The sequence below is a fragment of the Arenibaculum sp. genome (assembly GCF_035998295.1).
Classification (GTDB): domain Bacteria; phylum Pseudomonadota; class Alphaproteobacteria; order Azospirillales; family Azospirillaceae; genus DASYHS01.
Window position 1 is genome coordinate 1 of record NZ_DASYHS010000033.1, and the last position, 17,226, is coordinate 17,226.

18 protein-coding genes are annotated in these 17,226 nt (G+C 71.4%); 12 read left to right on the forward strand and 6 right to left on the reverse strand.

Translation table 11 applies throughout. The features are described 5' to 3' along the window. The 3 genes from VGO20_RS03115 to VGO20_RS03125 all read right to left on the reverse strand — a co-directional run. The coding region (locus tag VGO20_RS03115) for a mandelate racemase/muconate lactonizing enzyme family protein (protein WP_327500825.1) at nucleotides 1-673 on the reverse strand (673 nt) is incomplete at its 3' end. Nucleotides 674-690: 17 nt separating this feature from the next. Next, on the reverse strand, nucleotides 691-1,452 hold the full coding sequence (locus VGO20_RS03120) for an SDR family NAD(P)-dependent oxidoreductase (protein ID WP_327500826.1): 762 nt from the start codon (nucleotides 1,450-1,452) through the stop codon (nucleotides 691-693). A 16-nt stretch (nucleotides 1,453-1,468) separates the two neighbouring features. Continuing rightward, on the reverse strand, nucleotides 1,469-2,458 hold the full coding sequence (locus VGO20_RS03125) for a cyclase family protein (protein WP_327500827.1): 990 nt from the start codon (nucleotides 2,456-2,458) through the stop codon (nucleotides 1,469-1,471). 159 nt (nucleotides 2,459-2,617) lie between these two features. On the opposite strand from VGO20_RS03125, the gene VGO20_RS03130 reads away from it, so the two are divergent. From VGO20_RS03130 to VGO20_RS03185, 12 genes are read left to right on the forward strand one after another with little or no spacing between them, the layout of a single operon-like run. Next, entirely contained in the window at nucleotides 2,618-3,745 is a 1,128-nt protein-coding gene (locus VGO20_RS03130; protein WP_327500828.1) for an ABC transporter substrate-binding protein, read from the forward strand. 60 nt (nucleotides 3,746-3,805) lie between these two features. Further along, nucleotides 3,806-4,912, forward strand: a complete 1,107-nt coding sequence (locus tag VGO20_RS03135) for a mandelate racemase/muconate lactonizing enzyme family protein (protein ID WP_327500829.1) — start codon at nucleotides 3,806-3,808, stop codon at nucleotides 4,910-4,912. 33 nt (nucleotides 4,913-4,945) lie between these two features. Further along, nucleotides 4,946-5,863, forward strand: a complete 918-nt coding sequence (locus tag VGO20_RS03140; RefSeq protein WP_327500830.1) for an ABC transporter ATP-binding protein — start codon at nucleotides 4,946-4,948, stop codon at nucleotides 5,861-5,863. Beyond that, a complete protein-coding gene (locus VGO20_RS03145) occupies nucleotides 5,860-6,645 on the forward strand; it encodes an ABC transporter permease (protein ID WP_327500831.1) in 786 nt (261 codons plus the stop codon). Before VGO20_RS03140 ends, VGO20_RS03145 begins: the two co-directional genes overlap by 4 nt. 18 nt (nucleotides 6,646-6,663) lie before the next feature. Further along, nucleotides 6,664-7,674 (forward strand): ketopantoate reductase family protein, encoded by a 1,011-nt coding sequence (locus VGO20_RS03150; protein ID WP_327500832.1) that lies wholly within the window; start codon nucleotides 6,664-6,666, stop codon nucleotides 7,672-7,674. A 44-nt stretch (nucleotides 7,675-7,718) separates the two neighbouring features. Next, on the forward strand, nucleotides 7,719-8,597 hold the full coding sequence (locus tag VGO20_RS03155) for a TauD/TfdA dioxygenase family protein (protein ID WP_327500833.1): 879 nt from the start codon (nucleotides 7,719-7,721) through the stop codon (nucleotides 8,595-8,597). Nucleotides 8,598-8,617: 20 nt separating this feature from the next. Beyond that, a complete protein-coding gene (locus VGO20_RS03160) occupies nucleotides 8,618-9,850 on the forward strand; it encodes an iron-containing alcohol dehydrogenase family protein (RefSeq protein WP_327500834.1) in 1,233 nt (410 codons plus the stop codon). Then, nucleotides 9,850-10,272: a carboxymuconolactone decarboxylase family protein gene (locus VGO20_RS03165; protein WP_327500835.1), complete on the forward strand. Its 423-nt coding sequence runs from the start codon at nucleotides 9,850-9,852 to the stop codon at nucleotides 10,270-10,272. Before VGO20_RS03160 ends, VGO20_RS03165 begins: the two co-directional genes overlap by 1 nt. After that, entirely contained in the window at nucleotides 10,269-12,362 is a 2,094-nt protein-coding gene (locus tag VGO20_RS03170) for an acetate--CoA ligase family protein (protein WP_327500836.1), read from the forward strand. Before VGO20_RS03165 ends, VGO20_RS03170 begins: the two co-directional genes overlap by 4 nt. A gap of 12 nt (nucleotides 12,363-12,374) precedes the next feature. Beyond that, nucleotides 12,375-13,511: an FAS1-like dehydratase domain-containing protein gene (locus VGO20_RS03175; protein ID WP_327500837.1), complete on the forward strand. Its 1,137-nt coding sequence runs from the start codon at nucleotides 12,375-12,377 to the stop codon at nucleotides 13,509-13,511. 35 nt (nucleotides 13,512-13,546) lie between these two features. Then, entirely contained in the window at nucleotides 13,547-14,380 is an 834-nt protein-coding gene (locus VGO20_RS03180; RefSeq protein WP_327500838.1) for an IclR family transcriptional regulator, read from the forward strand. Between the two features lie 53 nt (nucleotides 14,381-14,433). Then, entirely contained in the window at nucleotides 14,434-15,234 is an 801-nt protein-coding gene (locus tag VGO20_RS03185; protein WP_327500839.1) for a class II aldolase/adducin family protein, read from the forward strand. 27 nt (nucleotides 15,235-15,261) lie between these two features. Here the strand turns inward: VGO20_RS03185 and VGO20_RS03190 are convergent, their stop codons facing one another. Genes VGO20_RS03190 through kduI form a run of 3 tightly spaced genes read right to left on the reverse strand, consistent with a single transcriptional unit; the run spans nucleotide 15,262 to nucleotide 17,218 of the window. Then, nucleotides 15,262-15,600 (reverse strand): cupin domain-containing protein, encoded by a 339-nt coding sequence (locus VGO20_RS03190; protein WP_327500840.1) that lies wholly within the window; start codon nucleotides 15,598-15,600, stop codon nucleotides 15,262-15,264. An 8-nt stretch (nucleotides 15,601-15,608) separates the two neighbouring features. Continuing rightward, a complete protein-coding gene (gene kduD / locus VGO20_RS03195; protein ID WP_327500841.1) occupies nucleotides 15,609-16,373 on the reverse strand; it encodes a 2-dehydro-3-deoxy-D-gluconate 5-dehydrogenase KduD in 765 nt (254 codons plus the stop codon). Continuing rightward, nucleotides 16,370-17,218 (reverse strand): 5-dehydro-4-deoxy-D-glucuronate isomerase, encoded by an 849-nt coding sequence (kduI, locus tag VGO20_RS03200; RefSeq protein WP_327500842.1) that lies wholly within the window; start codon nucleotides 17,216-17,218, stop codon nucleotides 16,370-16,372. Before kduI ends, kduD begins: the two co-directional genes overlap by 4 nt. Nucleotides 17,219-17,226 lie beyond the last annotated feature (8 nt).

Consider the following 17,226-nt stretch of genomic DNA (forward strand, 5'->3'; position numbering starts at 1 on the left):
CGACGGGGTCCTCGATCCAGCCGAGGCCGAAGGGTTCCAGCGCCCGGCCGGCCCGGATCGCCTGCTCGGGCGTCCAGCCCTGGACGACGTCGACCATCAACGCGACCTCGGGGCCGATCGCCGCGCGCACCGCCGCCACCCGTTCGACGTCGTCGGCCAGGCTCGCGGCGCCGGCGCGCATCTTGACGGCGCGGAAACCCCGGGCGACGTAGCCCCGCGCCTCCTCGACGATGGCGTCGAGCGGGTCGGAGAGGAACAGGCCGCCGGCATAGGCGGGGACCGCGCGCCGCGCGCCGCCGAGCAGGCGGTAGAGCGGCAGGCCGAGCGCCCTGCCCTTGACGTCCCAGCAGGCGACGTCGAGCGCGGAGAGCGCCAGCATCGCGACGCCGGAACGGCCGAGGAAGTTGACGTCGCTCCACATCCGCGCCCACAGCGCCGCCGTCTCCAGCGGGTCGGCCCCGCGCACCAGCCCGGCCAGATCGTCGATCATGGCCTTGACCACGCGCGCCCGCGGGACCCCGAACACCCAGTTGTAGGCGATCCCCTCCACGCCCTCGTCGGTGCGCAGCGTCGTCAGCACCGTGTCGACGGTGGTGATGTGGTGGATCGGCGTGACCACCGGCCGCTCCAGCGGCAGGCTGACGATCCGGGTCTCGACCGTATCGATGCGCATGCGCCCCTCCTCCGCCCTCAGTCCTCGCGCGCGATCGCGAAGGCGCTGGGCGCCTGCATGATCGGCATCAGCTCGATCCGGTTGACGTTCATGTGGGCCGGCAGCCGGTGGCAGTAATGGACGATTTCGGCCAGCTCGTCGGCGGACATCGGCCGGTAGCCGCGATGGGCCTCGGCGGCCTTGCCGGCATCGCCGAGGCGGACGAGGTTGAACTCGGTCGCGACCGAACCCGGCTCGACGCAGGTCACGCGCACCCGCCGGCCCAGCAGGTCGCGGCGCAGCGCCAGCGAGAAGTGGTGCACGAACGCCTTGGTGCCGCCGTAGACCGTGCTGCCGCCGGCATAGCTGCCGCCGATCGACCCGATGTTGATGACGTGGCCGCGGTCGCGCTCGACCATCCCCGGCAGGATCGCCCCGGTCAGGTGCAGGACGCCCTTGATGTTGGTGTCCACCATCGTGTCCCACTGCTCGGGCGTGCCCTGGAGCGCGGAAGCCGGGCCGAGCGCCAGCCCGGCATTGTTGACCAGAACGGTGACCTCGCGATGGCTGTCGGGCAGGTCCGAGAAGGCCCGCTCGACGGCGGCGCGGTCGCGCAGATCGAGCTCCAGGGGCAGCAGCGCGCCCGCTGCGCCCCCGGCGGCGGCAGACGCGGCGAGCGCCTCCAGCCGGTCGGCCCGCCGGCCGATCGCGACGACCCGGGCACCCTCGTCGAGGAAGCGGCGGGCGCAGGCCTCCCCGATCCCCGACGTGGCGCCGCTGACCACTACCACTTCCGTCATCGCCGTCCTCCCTCGTTCATTTGATCGCGACCGCGTTCGCCGGCGAGCCGACGCCGCCCGTGACGTTGAGGGGCTTGGCGACGACCATGAACTCCCACACGCCCGTGGCGGCGCAGTCCGCGGCCAGCGCCTCCAGGTCCCACAGCTCGCCGATGGCGAGACCGAGCAGGGCGATCATCGTCGGGTGCATCAGCCCGGAATGGATGGGGTCCACGCCGGCTGCCCGCTCGCGCGTCGGGATGAAGGGCGATCCGGCCACCGCCGGGATCGCCTCCAGCCCGGCATTGTCGGAAGCCGCCAGCGCGACCCGATGGTCCCACAGCCAGGCCAGCGTCTCATGTGCCTGGAGCAGCCCGGGGGAACGGAGGTTGCCGGGCAGCGCCCGGCGTTCGTCGGCGCTCATGCGGTTGAAGTAGAAGTCCAGCCAGCCCGTCCGCAGCAGCAGGATGTCGCCGGGCTCGAAGGCCACGCCCTGCTCGGCGGCGGCCGCGTCGAGCAGCGACGCCGGGAACGCCTCGCCGGCGCGATGGTCGAGCGCGCGGCCGTGGCGGCGCAGATGGCGGTCGACGTCGACCAGCACGCCGCGGCCGACGATGCCGCGCTCGGCGAAGCGGTTGATGCCGATCGCCGGACTGCCCGGGCCGACCGCCGCGTCGGGGACGCCGTTGTAGAACCCGTGGTCGGGATGGCGGAAATGGCGCAGCCCGTCGATCTGGCTCGACCCCTGCAGGTAGAGCCCGTCGAGGTGGTCGTCGCGGTGGTCGCTGCCGTTCGAGAAGATGACGTGGCGCGGCTGGTGGCGGTGGCGCGCGACGGGCGGGTCGAAGGCGTCGAGGGCGTGGTCGAGGTTGAAGACCGCGCCGCGGCGCACCAGCGAGGCGGCGCGCGTCGCGCATTCCGGGGTCAGGAAGTTCAGGGTCCCGAGCTCGTCGCCGGGCCCGAACAGCCCCCAGGACGAGCCGGCGGGCGCGTCGGTACGCGCGAGCAACTGCCGATAGTCGAGCATCCTCCCCTCCTGTCCGGATCGCCGCCGGGGTTTAGCCCTCGTTCCCGTCCGTGTGCGGTCAGGGTTGACAGCCTAGCCGAGGAGGGCAATGATAGGCAATAAATTAGAAACACGGTTTCCATACGAGAAACTACACTCGTCCCAACGGGAGGGAACGCGATGACGACCCAAGTCCATCTCAGACCTGTCCTCCGCCGTGCGGCGACCGGCCTTCTGCTGGCCGCGGCCGCGCTCGGCACGAGTGCCGCCGGTGCCGGCGCGCAGGACAAGCTCAGCGTGGTGATCTCCTCTGCCTCGCTGGAGCCCGGCACCTCGACCCTGACGTCGATCCCCCAGGCGCTCGGCTTCTGGGAGCAGGAAGGCCTGGAGGTCGAGATCAAGTCGGCCAAGGGCTCCTCGCTCGGCGCCCAGATGGTGATCACCGGCGAGGCCGACGTCGTCCATGCCGGCACCTCGGTCGGGCTGATGCAGCCGAACGCGATGGGCGCCGACCTGGTCGCCTTCTACAACATGATCGTCCACAACTTTCAGATGCCCGCCGTTCCCGAGGACAGCCCGATCAAGACGCTGGCCGACCTCAAGGGCAAGAAGCTGGGGGTCGTCGGCCTCGCGACCGCGACGATCCCGATCGTCAAGGCGGTGCTCGAGGATGCCGGCCTCGATCCCGAGAAGGACGTCACCTTCGTCGAGGTCGGCTATGGCGGGCAGGCCGCCGCCGCGCTGTGGATGACCAAGCAGGTCGACGCGCTGGCGATGTACGACAGCGTCTATGCCGCGATCGAGAACGTGAACCCCGAGGAATACGACCTGCGCATCCTGACCTCGCCGCTGTCGGACCGCATCAGCTTCCAGACCGCCCTGATCGCGCGCGAGGAGACGCTGGAGGAGAAGCGCGACCTGCTGGTGAAGCTCGCCCGCGGCAACGCCAAGGCGACGATCTTCGCGCTCGAGAACCCGGAGGCCGCCGTCCGCATCCATTGGGAGAAGTATCCCGAGCAGAAGCCGACCAACGTCGATGAGGAGGCCGCGCTGGAACAGTCGGTGCGGGCACTGCTGGCCCGCCTCGAGCACATGCGCATCGACAACATGGCCGTGCCGCGCGACCAGTGGGGCTATATGCACGAGGTCGACGTCACGACCTACCTCGACATGCTCAAGAAGCTCGGCGACATCGACGCCGGGGTCGAGGCCGACGCCATCTACACGAACGCGCTGATCGACGAGATCAACAACTTCGATCCCGAGGAGATCCGGGAGCTCGCGCGCGGCTACGAGGTCGCGGAGTGATCGGCCGGGCGGGGGCCGCGTGGCCCCCGCCCGACCTGCCTAGCTTTTCCGGAGGTCCCGATGACCCCGATCCGCTCTCCTGGGAACGACCCGCTCATCCGGTCCGTCGAGGTGGACGTCCTGTCCTTCGCCCTCGACCCGCCGTTCCGCGCGGCGATCCGCACCTTCCCCAGCGTCGAGATCGTGCTGGCGCGGGTCGGGACCGACGCCGGGCTGGAAGGTCACGGCCATGCCTTCGCCTTCGGCCGCGACGACGCCGCGACGCTGGCCGGCCTGACCGCCGCGCTGGGCGCCCGGCTCGAAGGGCGCGACGCCCGCGGCGTCGAGGCGAACTGGCGGGCGATGTGGGACGCCCTGGTCTTCCTCGGCCAGTCCGGCGCCGGGCTCGCCGCCATGGCGGCCATCGACCTGGCGCTGTGGGACATTCTCGGCAAGGCGAGCGGCCAGCCGCTGCACCGCCTGCTCGGCGGCGCGCGCACCGCGATCCCGGTCTACGGCAGCGGCGGCTCGCTCGCGCTCTCGACCGCCGAACTGGCGGCCGAGGTCGCGGGCCACGCCGAAGCCGGCCATCGCGCGGTCAAGATCAAGCTAGGCCACGGCCGCGAGGGCGACCGCGCGCGCCTCGCCGCGGTGCGCGACGCCGTCGGGCCGCATGTGCGGATCATCGCCGACGCCAACCAGCAATGGACGCCGAAGCAGGCCGTCGCATCCGCGGCCGCGCTGGCCGACTTCGACCTGTGGTGGCTGGAGGAGCCGGTGCCGGCGGCGCAGATCGAGGACTGCGCCGTGGTGCGGGCGGCGGTCCCGATGGCCATCGCCACCGGCGAGACCAATTTCGGCGCCGCCGAGTTCGAACGGATGCTGGCGCTCGGCGCCGCCGACATCCTGATGCCCAATCTCCAGCGCCTGGGCGGCATCACGCCATGGCGCAAGGTGGCCGCCGCCGCCGAGCTGCGCGGCATCCCGGTCGCCTCGCACGTCTTCCCCGGGATCAACGCGCATCTGATGTGCGCGGTGCCCAACGGACTGACGCTGGAGATCGTGCCGTGGTGGCCGCACCCGTTCGAGGAGCCGCTGCGTATCGAGGACGGCCACGCGGCGCCCCCCGAGGGGCCCGGGCTCGGCCTGACGCCCGATCGCGCGATGATCGCCCGGCATCGGATCTGACTTGCCCCCAGCTTGATCGAGAGGTGACGACCGATGGCATCGACCCCGAGGCAACCGCCGCCCGGCGCCGCGACGGCGCTGGGGCGCACCGGATCGAACGGCGCCGACCCGGCCGCCCGGCCGTCCCGCGCCGCGGCCAAGCAGGCGGCGCTGCGCCCCGTGCCGGCGGCCGGCCAGCGGCCGATGATCGACGTCGCGGGTCTCAGCGTCGCCTATGCCACGCGTTCGGGGGAGCGGCTGACCGCGCTGGACGGCATCGACCTGACGGTGGCGCATGGCGAGTTCTGCGCGATCGTCGGTCCCAGCGGCTGCGGCAAGTCCACGCTGCTCAAGGTGCTGGCCGGGCTGGTGCAGACGAGCAGCGGCTCGGCCGCCGTCGATGGCGCGCCGGCCGGCGACCCGCGCGACGACATCGGCTTCGTCTTCCAGAACGCGACCCTGCTGCCGTGGTCGACCATCCTCGACAACGTGCTGCTGCCGCTCAAGGTCCAGCGCCGCCCCGACCGGGCCGGATGGCGCGAGCGCGGCCTGGAGCTGCTCCGCCTGGTCGGCCTCGACGGGTTTGGCGACAAGTACCCGTCCGAGCTTTCCGGAGGCATGCAGCAGCGCGTGGGCATGGCCCGCGCCCTCGCCCACGACCCGGCGCTGCTGCTGATGGACGAGCCGTTCGGCGCGCTCGACGCCCTGACCCGCGAGACCATGACCCAGGAACTGCAGCGCATCTGGATGCAGCAGCGCAAGACCGTCCTGTTCGTCACGCACTCGATCACCGAGGCGGTGTTCCTGGCCGACCGGGTGGCGGTCATGAGCGCGCGGCCCGGCCGCATCCTCGAGATGATCGACGTCGACCTGCCCCGCCCGCGCGACTTCACGATGGTCGACAGTCCGCGCTTCGCCGAGTTCAGCCGCCGCATCCGCGCCCATCTGCACAGCCGTGGAGAGATCGAATGAGCCGGGACCGCCTGTACCGCATCCTCGCGCCCACCCTCGTCTTCGTGGTGCTGATCGCCGTCTGGGAAGGATACATCTGGCTGTTCGACGTGCCGCAGATCATCCTGCCGACGCCGCGCCAGATCCTCGGCGCGCTCGTCGGCGGGTTCCAGAGCGGCCTGTTCCAGAGGCATCTCGCCGTCACCGCCCAGGAGGTGTTCGCGGGCTACGGCCTCGGCGTCTTCTTCGGCATCGCGATCGGGGCGCCCATCGCGCTGAGCCGCGTCTTCGAGATCATGTTCTACCCCTACATCCTGGCGCTCCAGGCCATGCCCAAGGTGGCGCTGGCGCCGCTGATGATGATCTGGGTCGGGTTCGGCATCGAATCCAAGATCATGATCACGATGATCGTCGCCCTGTTCCCGGTCCTCGTGAACGTGATCGTCGGGTTGCGCACGATCGACCAGGACCGCATCAACCTGATCCGCTCGCTCAAGGGCGGGACCTGGGCCGAGTTCCGCTACGTCCGCCTGCCGAGCGCCGCCCCCTTCATCTTCGCCGGCATGAAGACGGCGGTCGTCCTCGCCCTGCTGGGCGCCATCACCGCCGAGTTCGTCGCCTCCGAGGCCGGCCTCGGCTACCTGATGGGCCAGTTGATGTTCCGCCTCGATACGCCGGGCGTGTTCAGCGTCCTGATCATCCTCGCCGCCATCGGCGTGTCGCTGTTCCTGTTCGCGGACTGGCTGCACCGGCGCGTCGTGTTCTGGGACGCGCCGGACAAGCTGTCGTCCGGCGGCCGCTAGGGACGGGAGCGCACGGCCATGCGGATCTGCGTCTACGGCACCGGGGCCATCGGCGGCTTCCTGGCGGCACGCCTCGCGCTGGGCGGACACGACGTCGTCGCGGTCGCGCGCGGCGCGCAGCTCGAGGCGATCGGCCGCCGCGGGCTGACCCTGATCGGCAGCGACGGCCGCACCGAGGTCGCGACGGACCTGCGCGCCGCCGCCGGCGCCGCCGAGGTCGGGCCGGTCGACGTCCTTCTGGTCACGCTCAAGGCGTACCAGCTCCCGCCGCTCGCCGCCGAGCTCGGGGCGGTCGGCCGGTCGGCGGAGCTCGTCGTGCCGATCCAGAACGGCGTCCCATGGTGGTATTTCCACCGCCACGGCGGGCCGCATGACGGACGTCCCGTCGCCGCGGTCGATCCCGAGGGCGCCCTCGCCCGCCATCTCGACGTCGGGCGGATCGTTCCCGCCCTCGCCTTCAAGGCCGCCGAAGTGGTCGAGCCCGGCGTGATCCGCCACATGATCACCGCGGACGACCACTTCCCGATCGGCGAGCTCGACGGCAGCGTCACCGGGCGGCTGCGGCGCCTCTCGGCCGCCTTCGGCGAGGCGGCGGTCGAGGCCCCCGTCGTGACCGACATCCGCGCCCGGGCCTGGGGCAAGCTGCTCGGCAACCTGGCGGTCAATCCGATCGGCGCGCTGACCGGCGCCACCGTCGCCGAGACCGCGACCCATCCCCTCTCCCGGCCGCTCTGCCTGCGGCTGATGGAGGAGGCGATCGCCGTGGCCGCCGCGTTCGGCGCCGCCCCCGCCTACGGCGCGCAGACGCGCCTGCGCCGCGCCGAGGGGATGCACGGCATCAAGGCGTCGATGCTCCAGGACCGCGAGCGCGGCCGGCCGATGGAGGTCGGTCCCATCGTCGGCGCCGTCGTCGAGCTGGCGGCGCTGGCGGAGGTCCCGGTGCCGGCGACCGAAGCGGTCCATGCCTGCCTCGCCCTGCTCGCCGACCGGGCCACCCGGTTGACACGGGACGGGAACACCGTAGACTGAATAGAAACATAGTTTCTTTATATGAAACTTAGGAGGGAACCGCCATGCCCGTCGACGTCCACCAGCTCTCCTACGGGCTCGGCGCCGAGATCCGCGGCGTCGACCTGAGCCGCCCGCTGGATCCCGACACGGTCGGAGCGATACGCCGGGCATGGCTGGAGCATGGCGTCCTGCTGCTGCGCGACCAGGACATCGCCCCGGAGGACCACATCCGCTTCAGCCGGTATTTCGGCCCGGTCGAGGACTATCCGCTGGTCCATTACCGGCACCCCGAGCATCCGGAGATCTTCCTGCTGTCGAACCGCGACGGCGAGGGCAGGCCCGCCCAGACGCGCAATGCCGGACGGCACTGGCATTCGGACCTGTCCTTCACCGCGCGGCCGGCGCTCGGATCGGTGCTGCGCTGCCTGAAGATCCCCGACATCGGCGGCGATACGATATTCGCCAACCAGTACCTGGCCTACGAGATGCTGTCGCCGGCCTTCCGCGCCTTCATCGACCCGCTCGAGGCCGTCCACGAGCTGTTCTCCAAGACCAGGGACCTGAAGAACCTGGACCAGGGCCAGGTCCGCGACATGAAGAAGGCCAACCCGCGCATCGTCCAGCCGGTCGTGCGCGTCCATCCCGAGACCGGCCGCAAGGCGCTCTACGTCAGCATCGCCGTGACCACCGGGATCGTCGGCCTCGACGAGGAGGAGAGCGACGCGGTCCTCGGCTTCCTGTTCGCGCACCAGACGCAGGTCCAGTTCACCTACCGCCATCGCTGGCGGCCCAACGACATCCTGATGTGGGACAACCGCTGCACGCTGCACATGGCGGTCCCGGACAACGATCACCGGCAGGTCCGCCTGATGCACCGGACCAGCATTTCCGGCACGCCGTGCGGCCGGGTCCTCGACGAGGACCGCCAGGAGGCCGCCTGACCGGCGGTGAGGAGAACGAGATGACCGTGTCGCAAGCGGCGCCGGGCGCGGCCCCCGCCGTCACCCCGTCCGACTGGATCAACTACACCAACACCGCGGCCCGCGTGATCATGTGGCCGGGCGCCATCGCCGACATGGGCGGCGAGGTCGACGCGCTCGGCTGCCGCCGCCTGATGGTGGTGTGCGGGCCCAACACGCGCCGCAGCGGCGTGCTGAAGCGCGTGCTAGACGCGCTCGGCGGGCGCGTGCAGCACCTGTTCGACCGCGTCGTCGAGCATTCGGCGGTGGCCCTGGTCGAGGAGGCGGCGGAGCTGGCCCGCGAGCACCGGATCGACGGCTTCGTCGCGGTCGGGGGCGGCAGCGCCTCCGACACGGCCAAGGCGGTCGCGATCCTGCTCGCCGAGGGCGGGCGGCTGCCCGAGCACGCGTCGCGCTTCGTGCCGCCCGACAGGTTCTATCCCAAGGACCTGCCCAGCCCGAAGCTGCCGGTGATCGCGGTACCGACCACCGCCTCGGCCGCCGAGGTGACGCCGGGCCTGGGCATCCGCGATGCCGATGGGCGCAAGCTGCTGTTCTGGCACGTCACCCTCGCCTCGCGGCTGATCGTGCTCGACCCCGCCGCCAACGTCGAGGTGCCGGCCCCGATCGTGGCGGCCACCGCGATGAACGCCTTCGCCCACTGCGCCGAGGGCCTCTACTCGCGCCTGCGCAACCCGATCTCCGAAGGGCTGGCGCTGCACGGCATCCGCATCCTGACCAAGGCAATCCCCGCGATGGTCGCCGAACCGGACGAGGTCGGGCACCGGGCCGGCGTGCTCGCCGGCGCGCATCTCTCGGGCATGGTCATCTCGAACGCCCGGGTCGGCATCCATCATGCCGTCTGCCATTGCCTGGGCGCGCTCGGCGGGCTGTCCCACGGCGTCGCCAACGCGATCATGCTGCCGCACGCGCTGGCCTACAACCTGCCGGTGGCCGCCGGCGCGCTGGCGACGATGGCCGAGGCGATGGGGGCGGCGACGGGGGTGGGTGGCCGCGACCTCGACGAGGCGGCGGCCGCGCGGGCCGGGATCGAGGCGGTGCGCAAGCTCCAGCACGACGCCGGAGTGCCGACGCGGCTGCGCGACGCCGGCCTTGCGGAGGACATGCTGCCGGCGATCGCCGAGCACACGCTGGCCGATCGCGGCCTCTACTTCAACCCGCGGCCGACCGCGTCCGCGGAGCCGATCCTCGAACTGCTGAAAAGGGCCTGGTAATGGCGAGTGACGACATCCGCGACGAAGTCGAGCGCGGCCGGGAGCACTTCATGGAAACCCTCGGGAACGTGCCCGAGCCGATCCGCGCGATGATGGACTACGCGCCCGGATACTTCGCCGGCTACCTGCGGATGCGCGAGCACATCTACCAGCGGCCGCCGGAAGGATCGCTCGACCTCAAGACGAAGGAACTGATCTACGTCCTGCTCGACGTCGTGACCGGCAACCTCGACGGCGCCAAGAACCACCTCCGCGCCGCGATGAAGGAAGGACTGACCCTCGGCGAGCTGACCGACGGCTGCCTGCAGGTCCTCCATGTCTGCGGCGTCACCACCTGGGGCAAGACCGGCTACAAGGTCTGCGACTACGCCGCAGAGATCGAGGCGGAGATGCGGCGCGAGGCGGAGAGCGTCCGCCGGTGACCGTGGAACCCGCATCCCTCGACCGGCTGCTGGCGCCGCGCGCGATCGCGGTCGTCGGTGCGTCGCCGGACGCCGGCAAGCTGGCGGGCCGCCCCCTCGGCTATCTCCGGCGGTACGGCTTCGCCGGCGCGGTCTACGCCGTCAACCCGAAATACGGCGAGATCGGCGGCGTCCTCTGCGTCCCCACGGTCGACGACCTTCCCGACGGCATCGACCTGGCGCTGCTCCTGGTACCCGCCGGCGGCGTCGCGCCCGCGCTCGAGGCATGCGGGCGCCGCGGCATCCCCTTCGCGATCTCGATCGCGAGCGGCTTCACCGAGGCGGGCGCCCCGGAGCTGCAGGAGGAGCTGGTGCGGATCTGCCGCCGGCACGGCGTCCGGCTGGTCGGCCCGAACTGCGTCGGCCTGCTGAACCCCCGGCAGGGCGTCACGGCCACCTTCTCGACCGAACTGCGCCGGCGCATGCCGCGGCCCGGCCCGCTCGCCCTGGTCACCCAGAGCGGGGCGCTCGGCAATTCGCTGCTGCAGAGCTTCAACGACCTGGACATCGGCCTGACGAGCTGGATCTCGACCGGCAACGAGGCCGATCTCGGGGTCCTCGACTTCGTCGAGCACTTCATCGACGATCCCGACTGCCGGACGATCGCGCTGTTCGTCGAAGGCCTCAAGGACGGGCACCGGCTGCTGCCGCTCGCCCGGCGCGCCCGGGCCGAAGGCAAGGCCCTGGTCGTCCTGCGCGCCGGCCGCTCCGACCTCGGGCGCGCCGCGTCGGCCTCACATACCGGCAAGCTCGCGGGCTCGGCCCGGGTCTGGCGCGACGTCGCCCGCCAGGCGGGACTGGTCGAGATCGGCACCCTCGACGAGCTGCTGGACCTCGTGCTCGCCCTCGACGTGCTCGGCCCCGCCTCCGGCGATGCGGCGGACGGGCTCGGCGTCCTCACGATCTCCGGCGGCCTCGGCGTCCTGATCTCGGACGCCGCGGCCGACCACGGGCTCGCCATTCCCGGCTTCGACGCCGGGACACGGGACGGCCTGCGCGCCCTGCTGCCGCCGCAGATGACGGTGGCCAACCCGGTCGACACCGCGCTGTTCACGGACGAGCGCGGCTATGCCCGCTGCGCGGAGCTGGTGCTCGCCGACCCCGCGGTCGGCACGCTGCTGCTGGTCCTGACCAGCCTCGCCCACGACTACCGGGCACTGGTGCCCTGGTTGGCCGAGCTGGCGGACGGCGCGCGGGCGCGCGGCAAGCACGTCGCCGTCACGTTCCTGTCCTCGAGCGACCTGCTGGAGCGCGACGACCGCCGGACCCTTCTCGAAGCCGGGCTGCTGGTGCTGCCCTCGGCCGAGCGGGTGGTGGCGGCGCTGGCGCGGCGCCGCCGCGCGGCCGCCGCCGCGGCGCCGCCCGTCGAGGCCGCGGCGCCCGCGCACGCGGCCGAGCGCACGGCCGCCGGGTTCCTGGCCCGCGCCGGCGTGCCGATGGTCCCGGAAGCGCTGTGCCGGACCCCGGAGGAGGCCCTGCGCTTCGCAGGCGAGGTCGGCTTCCCGGTCGTGCTCAAGGTCGCCTCGCCGGACATCGCGCACAAGACGGAGGTCGGCGGCGTCGCCGTCGGGCTCGCCGATTCGGCGGCGCTGGAGCAGGCCTGGAGGACGATCGCGCGCAGCGTCGCGGAGAAGGCGCCGCACGCCCGCATCGACGGCATGCAGGTCCAGGCGATGGTGCGCGACGGCGTCGAGCTGATCGTCGGCGGCTCGGTCGACCCGGAACTCGGCCGCGTCCTGATGCTGGGGGCCGGCGGGATCTGGGCCGAGGTCCTGGAGGACGTGGCCTTCCTGGCCCTGCCCGCCGGCCCGCAGGAGATCGCCGAGGCGCTGCGGCGCCTGCGCATCCACCCGCTGCTGACGGGTGCCCGCGGCCGCGCCCGGCTGGACGTCGACGCGGCGGTCGCGGTCATGCATCGCCTGGCCGACGCCTTCCAGGTCGAGACCTGGGTCGACGAGCTCGACATCAACCCGCTTATCGTCCGGCCGGAAGGCCTGGGCGCGGTCGCCGTCGACGCGCTCGTCGTCACACGAAGCGCCGACAACCGATAAGGAACAGGACACATGGACAGCACGCTGCACGCCCCGTCCCTGCCCGCCGACGCGCTCGAACAGGCGAGCGCCCTTCTCGGCCAGGATATCAGGGTCGAGCAATGGAACTACGAGGCGACCCGCGACACCATCCGGCACTACGCCTGGGGCCTCGGCGACGACAACCCGCTCTACTGCGATCCCGACTACGCGGCCGGGACCCGCTGGGGCGGCATCATCGCCCCGCCGACCTTCCTGTTCGGCGTGTTCGACGCCGTCGTCGCCCCTGGCCTTCCGGACATCCAGTGGTTCTATTCCGGCTCCGACTGGACCTTCCACGAACCGGTGCGCCGCAACGACGCCATAACCGCGCGCGCCAGGCTGGCCGACGTCCGGGAGGTCTCGGGCAAGCAGGTGCCGCGGATGATCGTCCAGACCGGCGACGTCGCCTATACGAACCAGCACGGCCGGACGGTAGCGAGCGTCCTGTCGCACTGCTTCCGGGTTCCGCGCCAGACCGCCGAGGGCGGCCTGCGCTACGAGGCGCGCGAGCCGCACCGCTACGGCGCGGCCGAGCTCCAGGCGATCGAGGACGCCGTTCTCAACGAGTACCGGCGCGGCGCCGACACGCTGTACTGGGAGGACGTCGAGGTCGGCGCCGAGATGCCGGGCACCGTGCGCGGGCCGCTGAGCCAGCTCGACATGACCTGCTACTACGCCGGCGCCGTCGGCACGTCCGGCTACAAGTCGACCAAGCTCAAATGGCAGTACAGCTACTGGGCGCGGCATGCGCCGGACCGCATCCCCAACAACTACGACCCCAGCTACTACGCGGCTGCGATCAGCCCGTCGATCGGCCACCAGAACGCAAAGGTCGCGGTGTCGGAACTCGGCATGCCCGGGCCTTACGACAACGGTCCGCAGCGCATCGGCTTTATGACCGGCTGCGTTACCAATTGGATGGGCGACGACGGTTTCCTGCGTTACCTTGGCGTACGTTTGAAACTGCCCGTGATCTTCGGCGACACGACCTTCACCAAAGGCAAGGTCGCCGGCAAGCGGATCGAGGACGACCGCGGGCTGGTCGATGCGGAGATCTGGGCGGAAAACCAGCTGGGCCAAGTGACGGCACGAGGCACGGCCGTGATCGAACTGCCGCGCCGGCCGTGACGGAACGGCGCGTGGAACCGCGGGAGACGGTAGTGATGAAGTCGTTGAACTCGGCGCTTCAGGTGCTGAGGGAGTTCATGGGCAACCAGGCCGACCTCGGGGTCGGCGAGATCGCGGAGAAGCTCGGCCTGCCCAAGAGCCAGGTCTCCAAGATCCTGAGCACGCTGCGCGCCAACGGCATGGTCACCCAGGACCCGCGGACGCGCCGCTACGCGGTCGGCCTCGGCGCCTTCATGCTCGGGTCCCGGTTCGTCAACTTCCACCGGCTGTCACGCGAGGCGCTGCCGCTGATGCGCCAGCTCGTCGAGAAGACCGGCCACAGCGCCCGGCTGTCGATGATGGACGGGGACGACGTCGTCTACCTGCTCGGCATCGAGGGGCCGCTGCTCCTCAACTCCGCCTGGCGCGCGGGAACGCGGATGCCGCTGCACTCGACCGCGGCCGGCCGCGTCCTGCTGGCCTTCCTGCCCGAGGCGCGCGTCGACGAGCTGCTCGACCGCTACGGCATGCCCGCCTTCACGACGGCGACCGTGACCGACCGCGAGGCGCTCAAGCGCATGCTGGCCCAGATCCGGACGGCGGGCTACGCCCAGGCCATGGGCGAAACGACCCAGGGCCTGGGCGCCATCGCGGCGCCGATCCTGAACGAGGACCAGGAGATCACGGGCTCGCTCGGCATCGCCTTCCCGGTCCATGTCCTGAGCCCGCAGGACGTGCCGCGGCTGGTCGAGGCGCTGCACGACGCCGCCCGCGTCCTCTCGCACCGCATGGGCAGTCCCGTCTACCCGTTCGGCGGCGGCCGCGGCGAGGGCACCGGCTCCACGCCGGCGCGCCCCGCCCGGATGCGCCGCAAGGTCGCCAGCGGCTGAGGCCGCCGGCTCCACGCCGGAAACCCGTTTCCGGACAGACAAGGAGGGAACGCATGGTCGCCCAGCCCCAGCCGCAGGCCCAATCGCAGGCCATCCTGCCGTCGCGCAGGCCGGCCGGCACGGCCGACGACGAATGGACGGTCCGCGTCGATCTCGCGGCGTGCTATCGGCTGTTCCACCACTTCCGCTTCACCGACCTGATCTACACCCACATCTCCGCCCGGGTGCCGGGCCGGCACGACCATTTCCTGATCAATCCCTACGGGCTGATGTTCGACGAGATCACGGCGTCGAGCCTGGTCAAGGTCGACGTCGACGGCAACGTGGTCTCGGATACGACCGGGCTCGGCATCAATCCCGGCGGCTTCACGATCCACAGCGCCGTCCACATGGCCCGCCCGGACGTCACCTGCGTCATGCACTCCCACACCGCGGCCGGCATCGCGGTCTCCTGCATGAAACAGGGCCTGATGCCGCTGACCCAGCACGCCATGCGCTTCCACGGCCGCATCGCCCATCACGACTACGACGGCGTGTTCTTCACGGACGCCGAGCGCAAGCGGCTGCAGGCGTCGCTAGGCGCCGACCGGATGGTGATGCTGCTGCGCAACCACGGGCTGCTGGCGTGCGGACGGACGATCGCCGAGGCGTGGGACGTCATGTACTACCTCGAGCGCGCTTGCCAGGCGCAGGTGGCGCTGCTGTCCACCGGCGCCGAGCTGATCCATCCCGCGGACACGGTCGCCGAACAGGTCGCCCGGGCCTTCGAGGATCCCGGCCGCAAAGCCAATGCGCGAATCTGGCCGGCGCTGTTGCGGATGCTCGACCGCACCAGCCCCGGCTACCGGGACTGAGCGCGGGGGGCGATACGACGGCCGCCGTCACTCCAGGAAGTCGGCGCGAAGCGGCGTGAAGCTGTCGACGAGGAGGCCCGCCTCCAGCGCCTTCACGCCATGGACCGTGCCGGACGGGACGATGAAGCTGTCGCCAGCCGAAAGCGTCTCGGTCCGGTCGCCGACCGTCACTTCGAACCGGCCTCGGGCGACGTAGCTCGCCTGCACGTGCGGATGCGAATGGGGCGCGCCCACGCCGCCCTCGTCGAAGGCGAACTCGACGACCATCAGCTCGTCCGTGTGCACGAGGACGCGCCTGCGGTTGCCCTGGCCGAGATCCGTCCATTCGCCTTCCTGCCGGCGGACGAAGAGCCTGGTGTCGGTCATGTCGGTCCTCATCTCGCGAGCCAGCCGCCATCGACGGGGATGACGGCGCCATGCACGTAGTTCGAAGCCGGGGCGAGAAGGAACACGGCGGCGTCGCCGATATCCTCCGGCACGCCCCAGCGGCCGGCCGGGATGCGCTCGAGAATCGCGGCGCTGCGGCCGGGGTCCGCGCGCAGCGCCTGCGTATTGTTGGTCTCGACGTATCCCGGCGCCACGGCATTGACGTTGATGCCCCTGGCCGCCCATTCGCAGGCGAGCAGCCGCGTGATGCCGAGCACGCCGTGCTTGGAGGCCGTGTAGGACGCGACGCGGATGCCGCCCTGGAAGCTCAGGAGCGAGGCGACGTTGACGATCCGGCCCGGCCGCCCCTCGGCGACGAGCCGACGGGCGAAAGCCTGGCTCAGGAAGAACAGCGCCTTGAGGTTCAGGTCCATCACCTCGTCCCAGTCCGCCTGCGTGAGGTCGAGCGCGTCGGCGCGGCGGATGATGCCGGCATTGTTGACGAGCCCGTCGACCGGCCCCAGCTCGGCCCAGACGGCGTCGAGCCGGGCGCAGGCCCCCGGGACGTCGGACAGGTCGCACCGGACGGGGTGGAACCCGGCGCCCTCCGCCTCGACCATTGCCGCCGTCCCGTCCATCGGCGACCGGCCGACGCCGATCACCGTGCCGCCCGCACGCGCGATCGAGACGGCGATGCCCTGCCCGATCCCGGTGTTGGCCCCGGTGACGACGATCCGCCTGCCGGCGAGGCTGAAGGCGGCCGGAACGGTCATCGCAGCGCCTCCATGGGCACGGGATCGACGTCGGCGTAGTCGACGTTGTCCCCGGCCATGGCCCAGATGAAGGCGTAGCTGGCGGTGCCGCAGCCGGAATGGATCGACCAGGGCGCGGACAGCACGGCCTCCTCGTTGCGCATCACCAGGTGGCGCGTCTCGGCAGGCTCGCCCATGAAGTGGAAGACGCGCGCCGCCTCCGGCAGGTCGAAATAGAGATAGGCCTCCATGCGCCGGTCGTGGACGTGGCAGGGCATGGTGTTCCAGACCGACCCCGGGGCGAGCTGGGTCATCCCGACGACGAGCTGGCAGGTCCTGGCGCCTTCGGGATGGATGAACTGGAAGATCGAGCGCTCGTTGGACGTCGCCTGGCTGCCGAGATCGACGCGCTTCGCGTCGCCTATGCGGATGTGGCGCGTCGGAAGGCCCTGATGGGCCGGGGCGCTCAGGAGATAGAACCTCGCCGGCGAGGCCGGGTCGGCCGAGGCGAAGGAGACCGTCTCCCCCATGCCGACATAGATCATGTCGCGCGGGCCGAGCAGGTAGGGCCTGCCCCCGACCTCGACCGTCCCTTCGCCGCCGATGTTGACCGCCACGAGTTCCCGCCGGTCGAGGAAGCCCTTCGTGCCGGTCGGCCGGATCGCCGGGAGCGCGATCGGGCTCCCGAGCGGGACCGCGCCGCCGACGATCATGCGGTCGTAATGGGTGTAGACGAGGTTGATCCGTCCCGGCTCGAACAGGCCGCCGACGTGGAAATGCGTCCGGAGTTCGTCGGTGCCCATGCGCGCCGCCGCCGCGGGATCGATCGCGTAGCGGACGGTGTGGTCGATGTGGCTCTCTGTCATGGGCGATG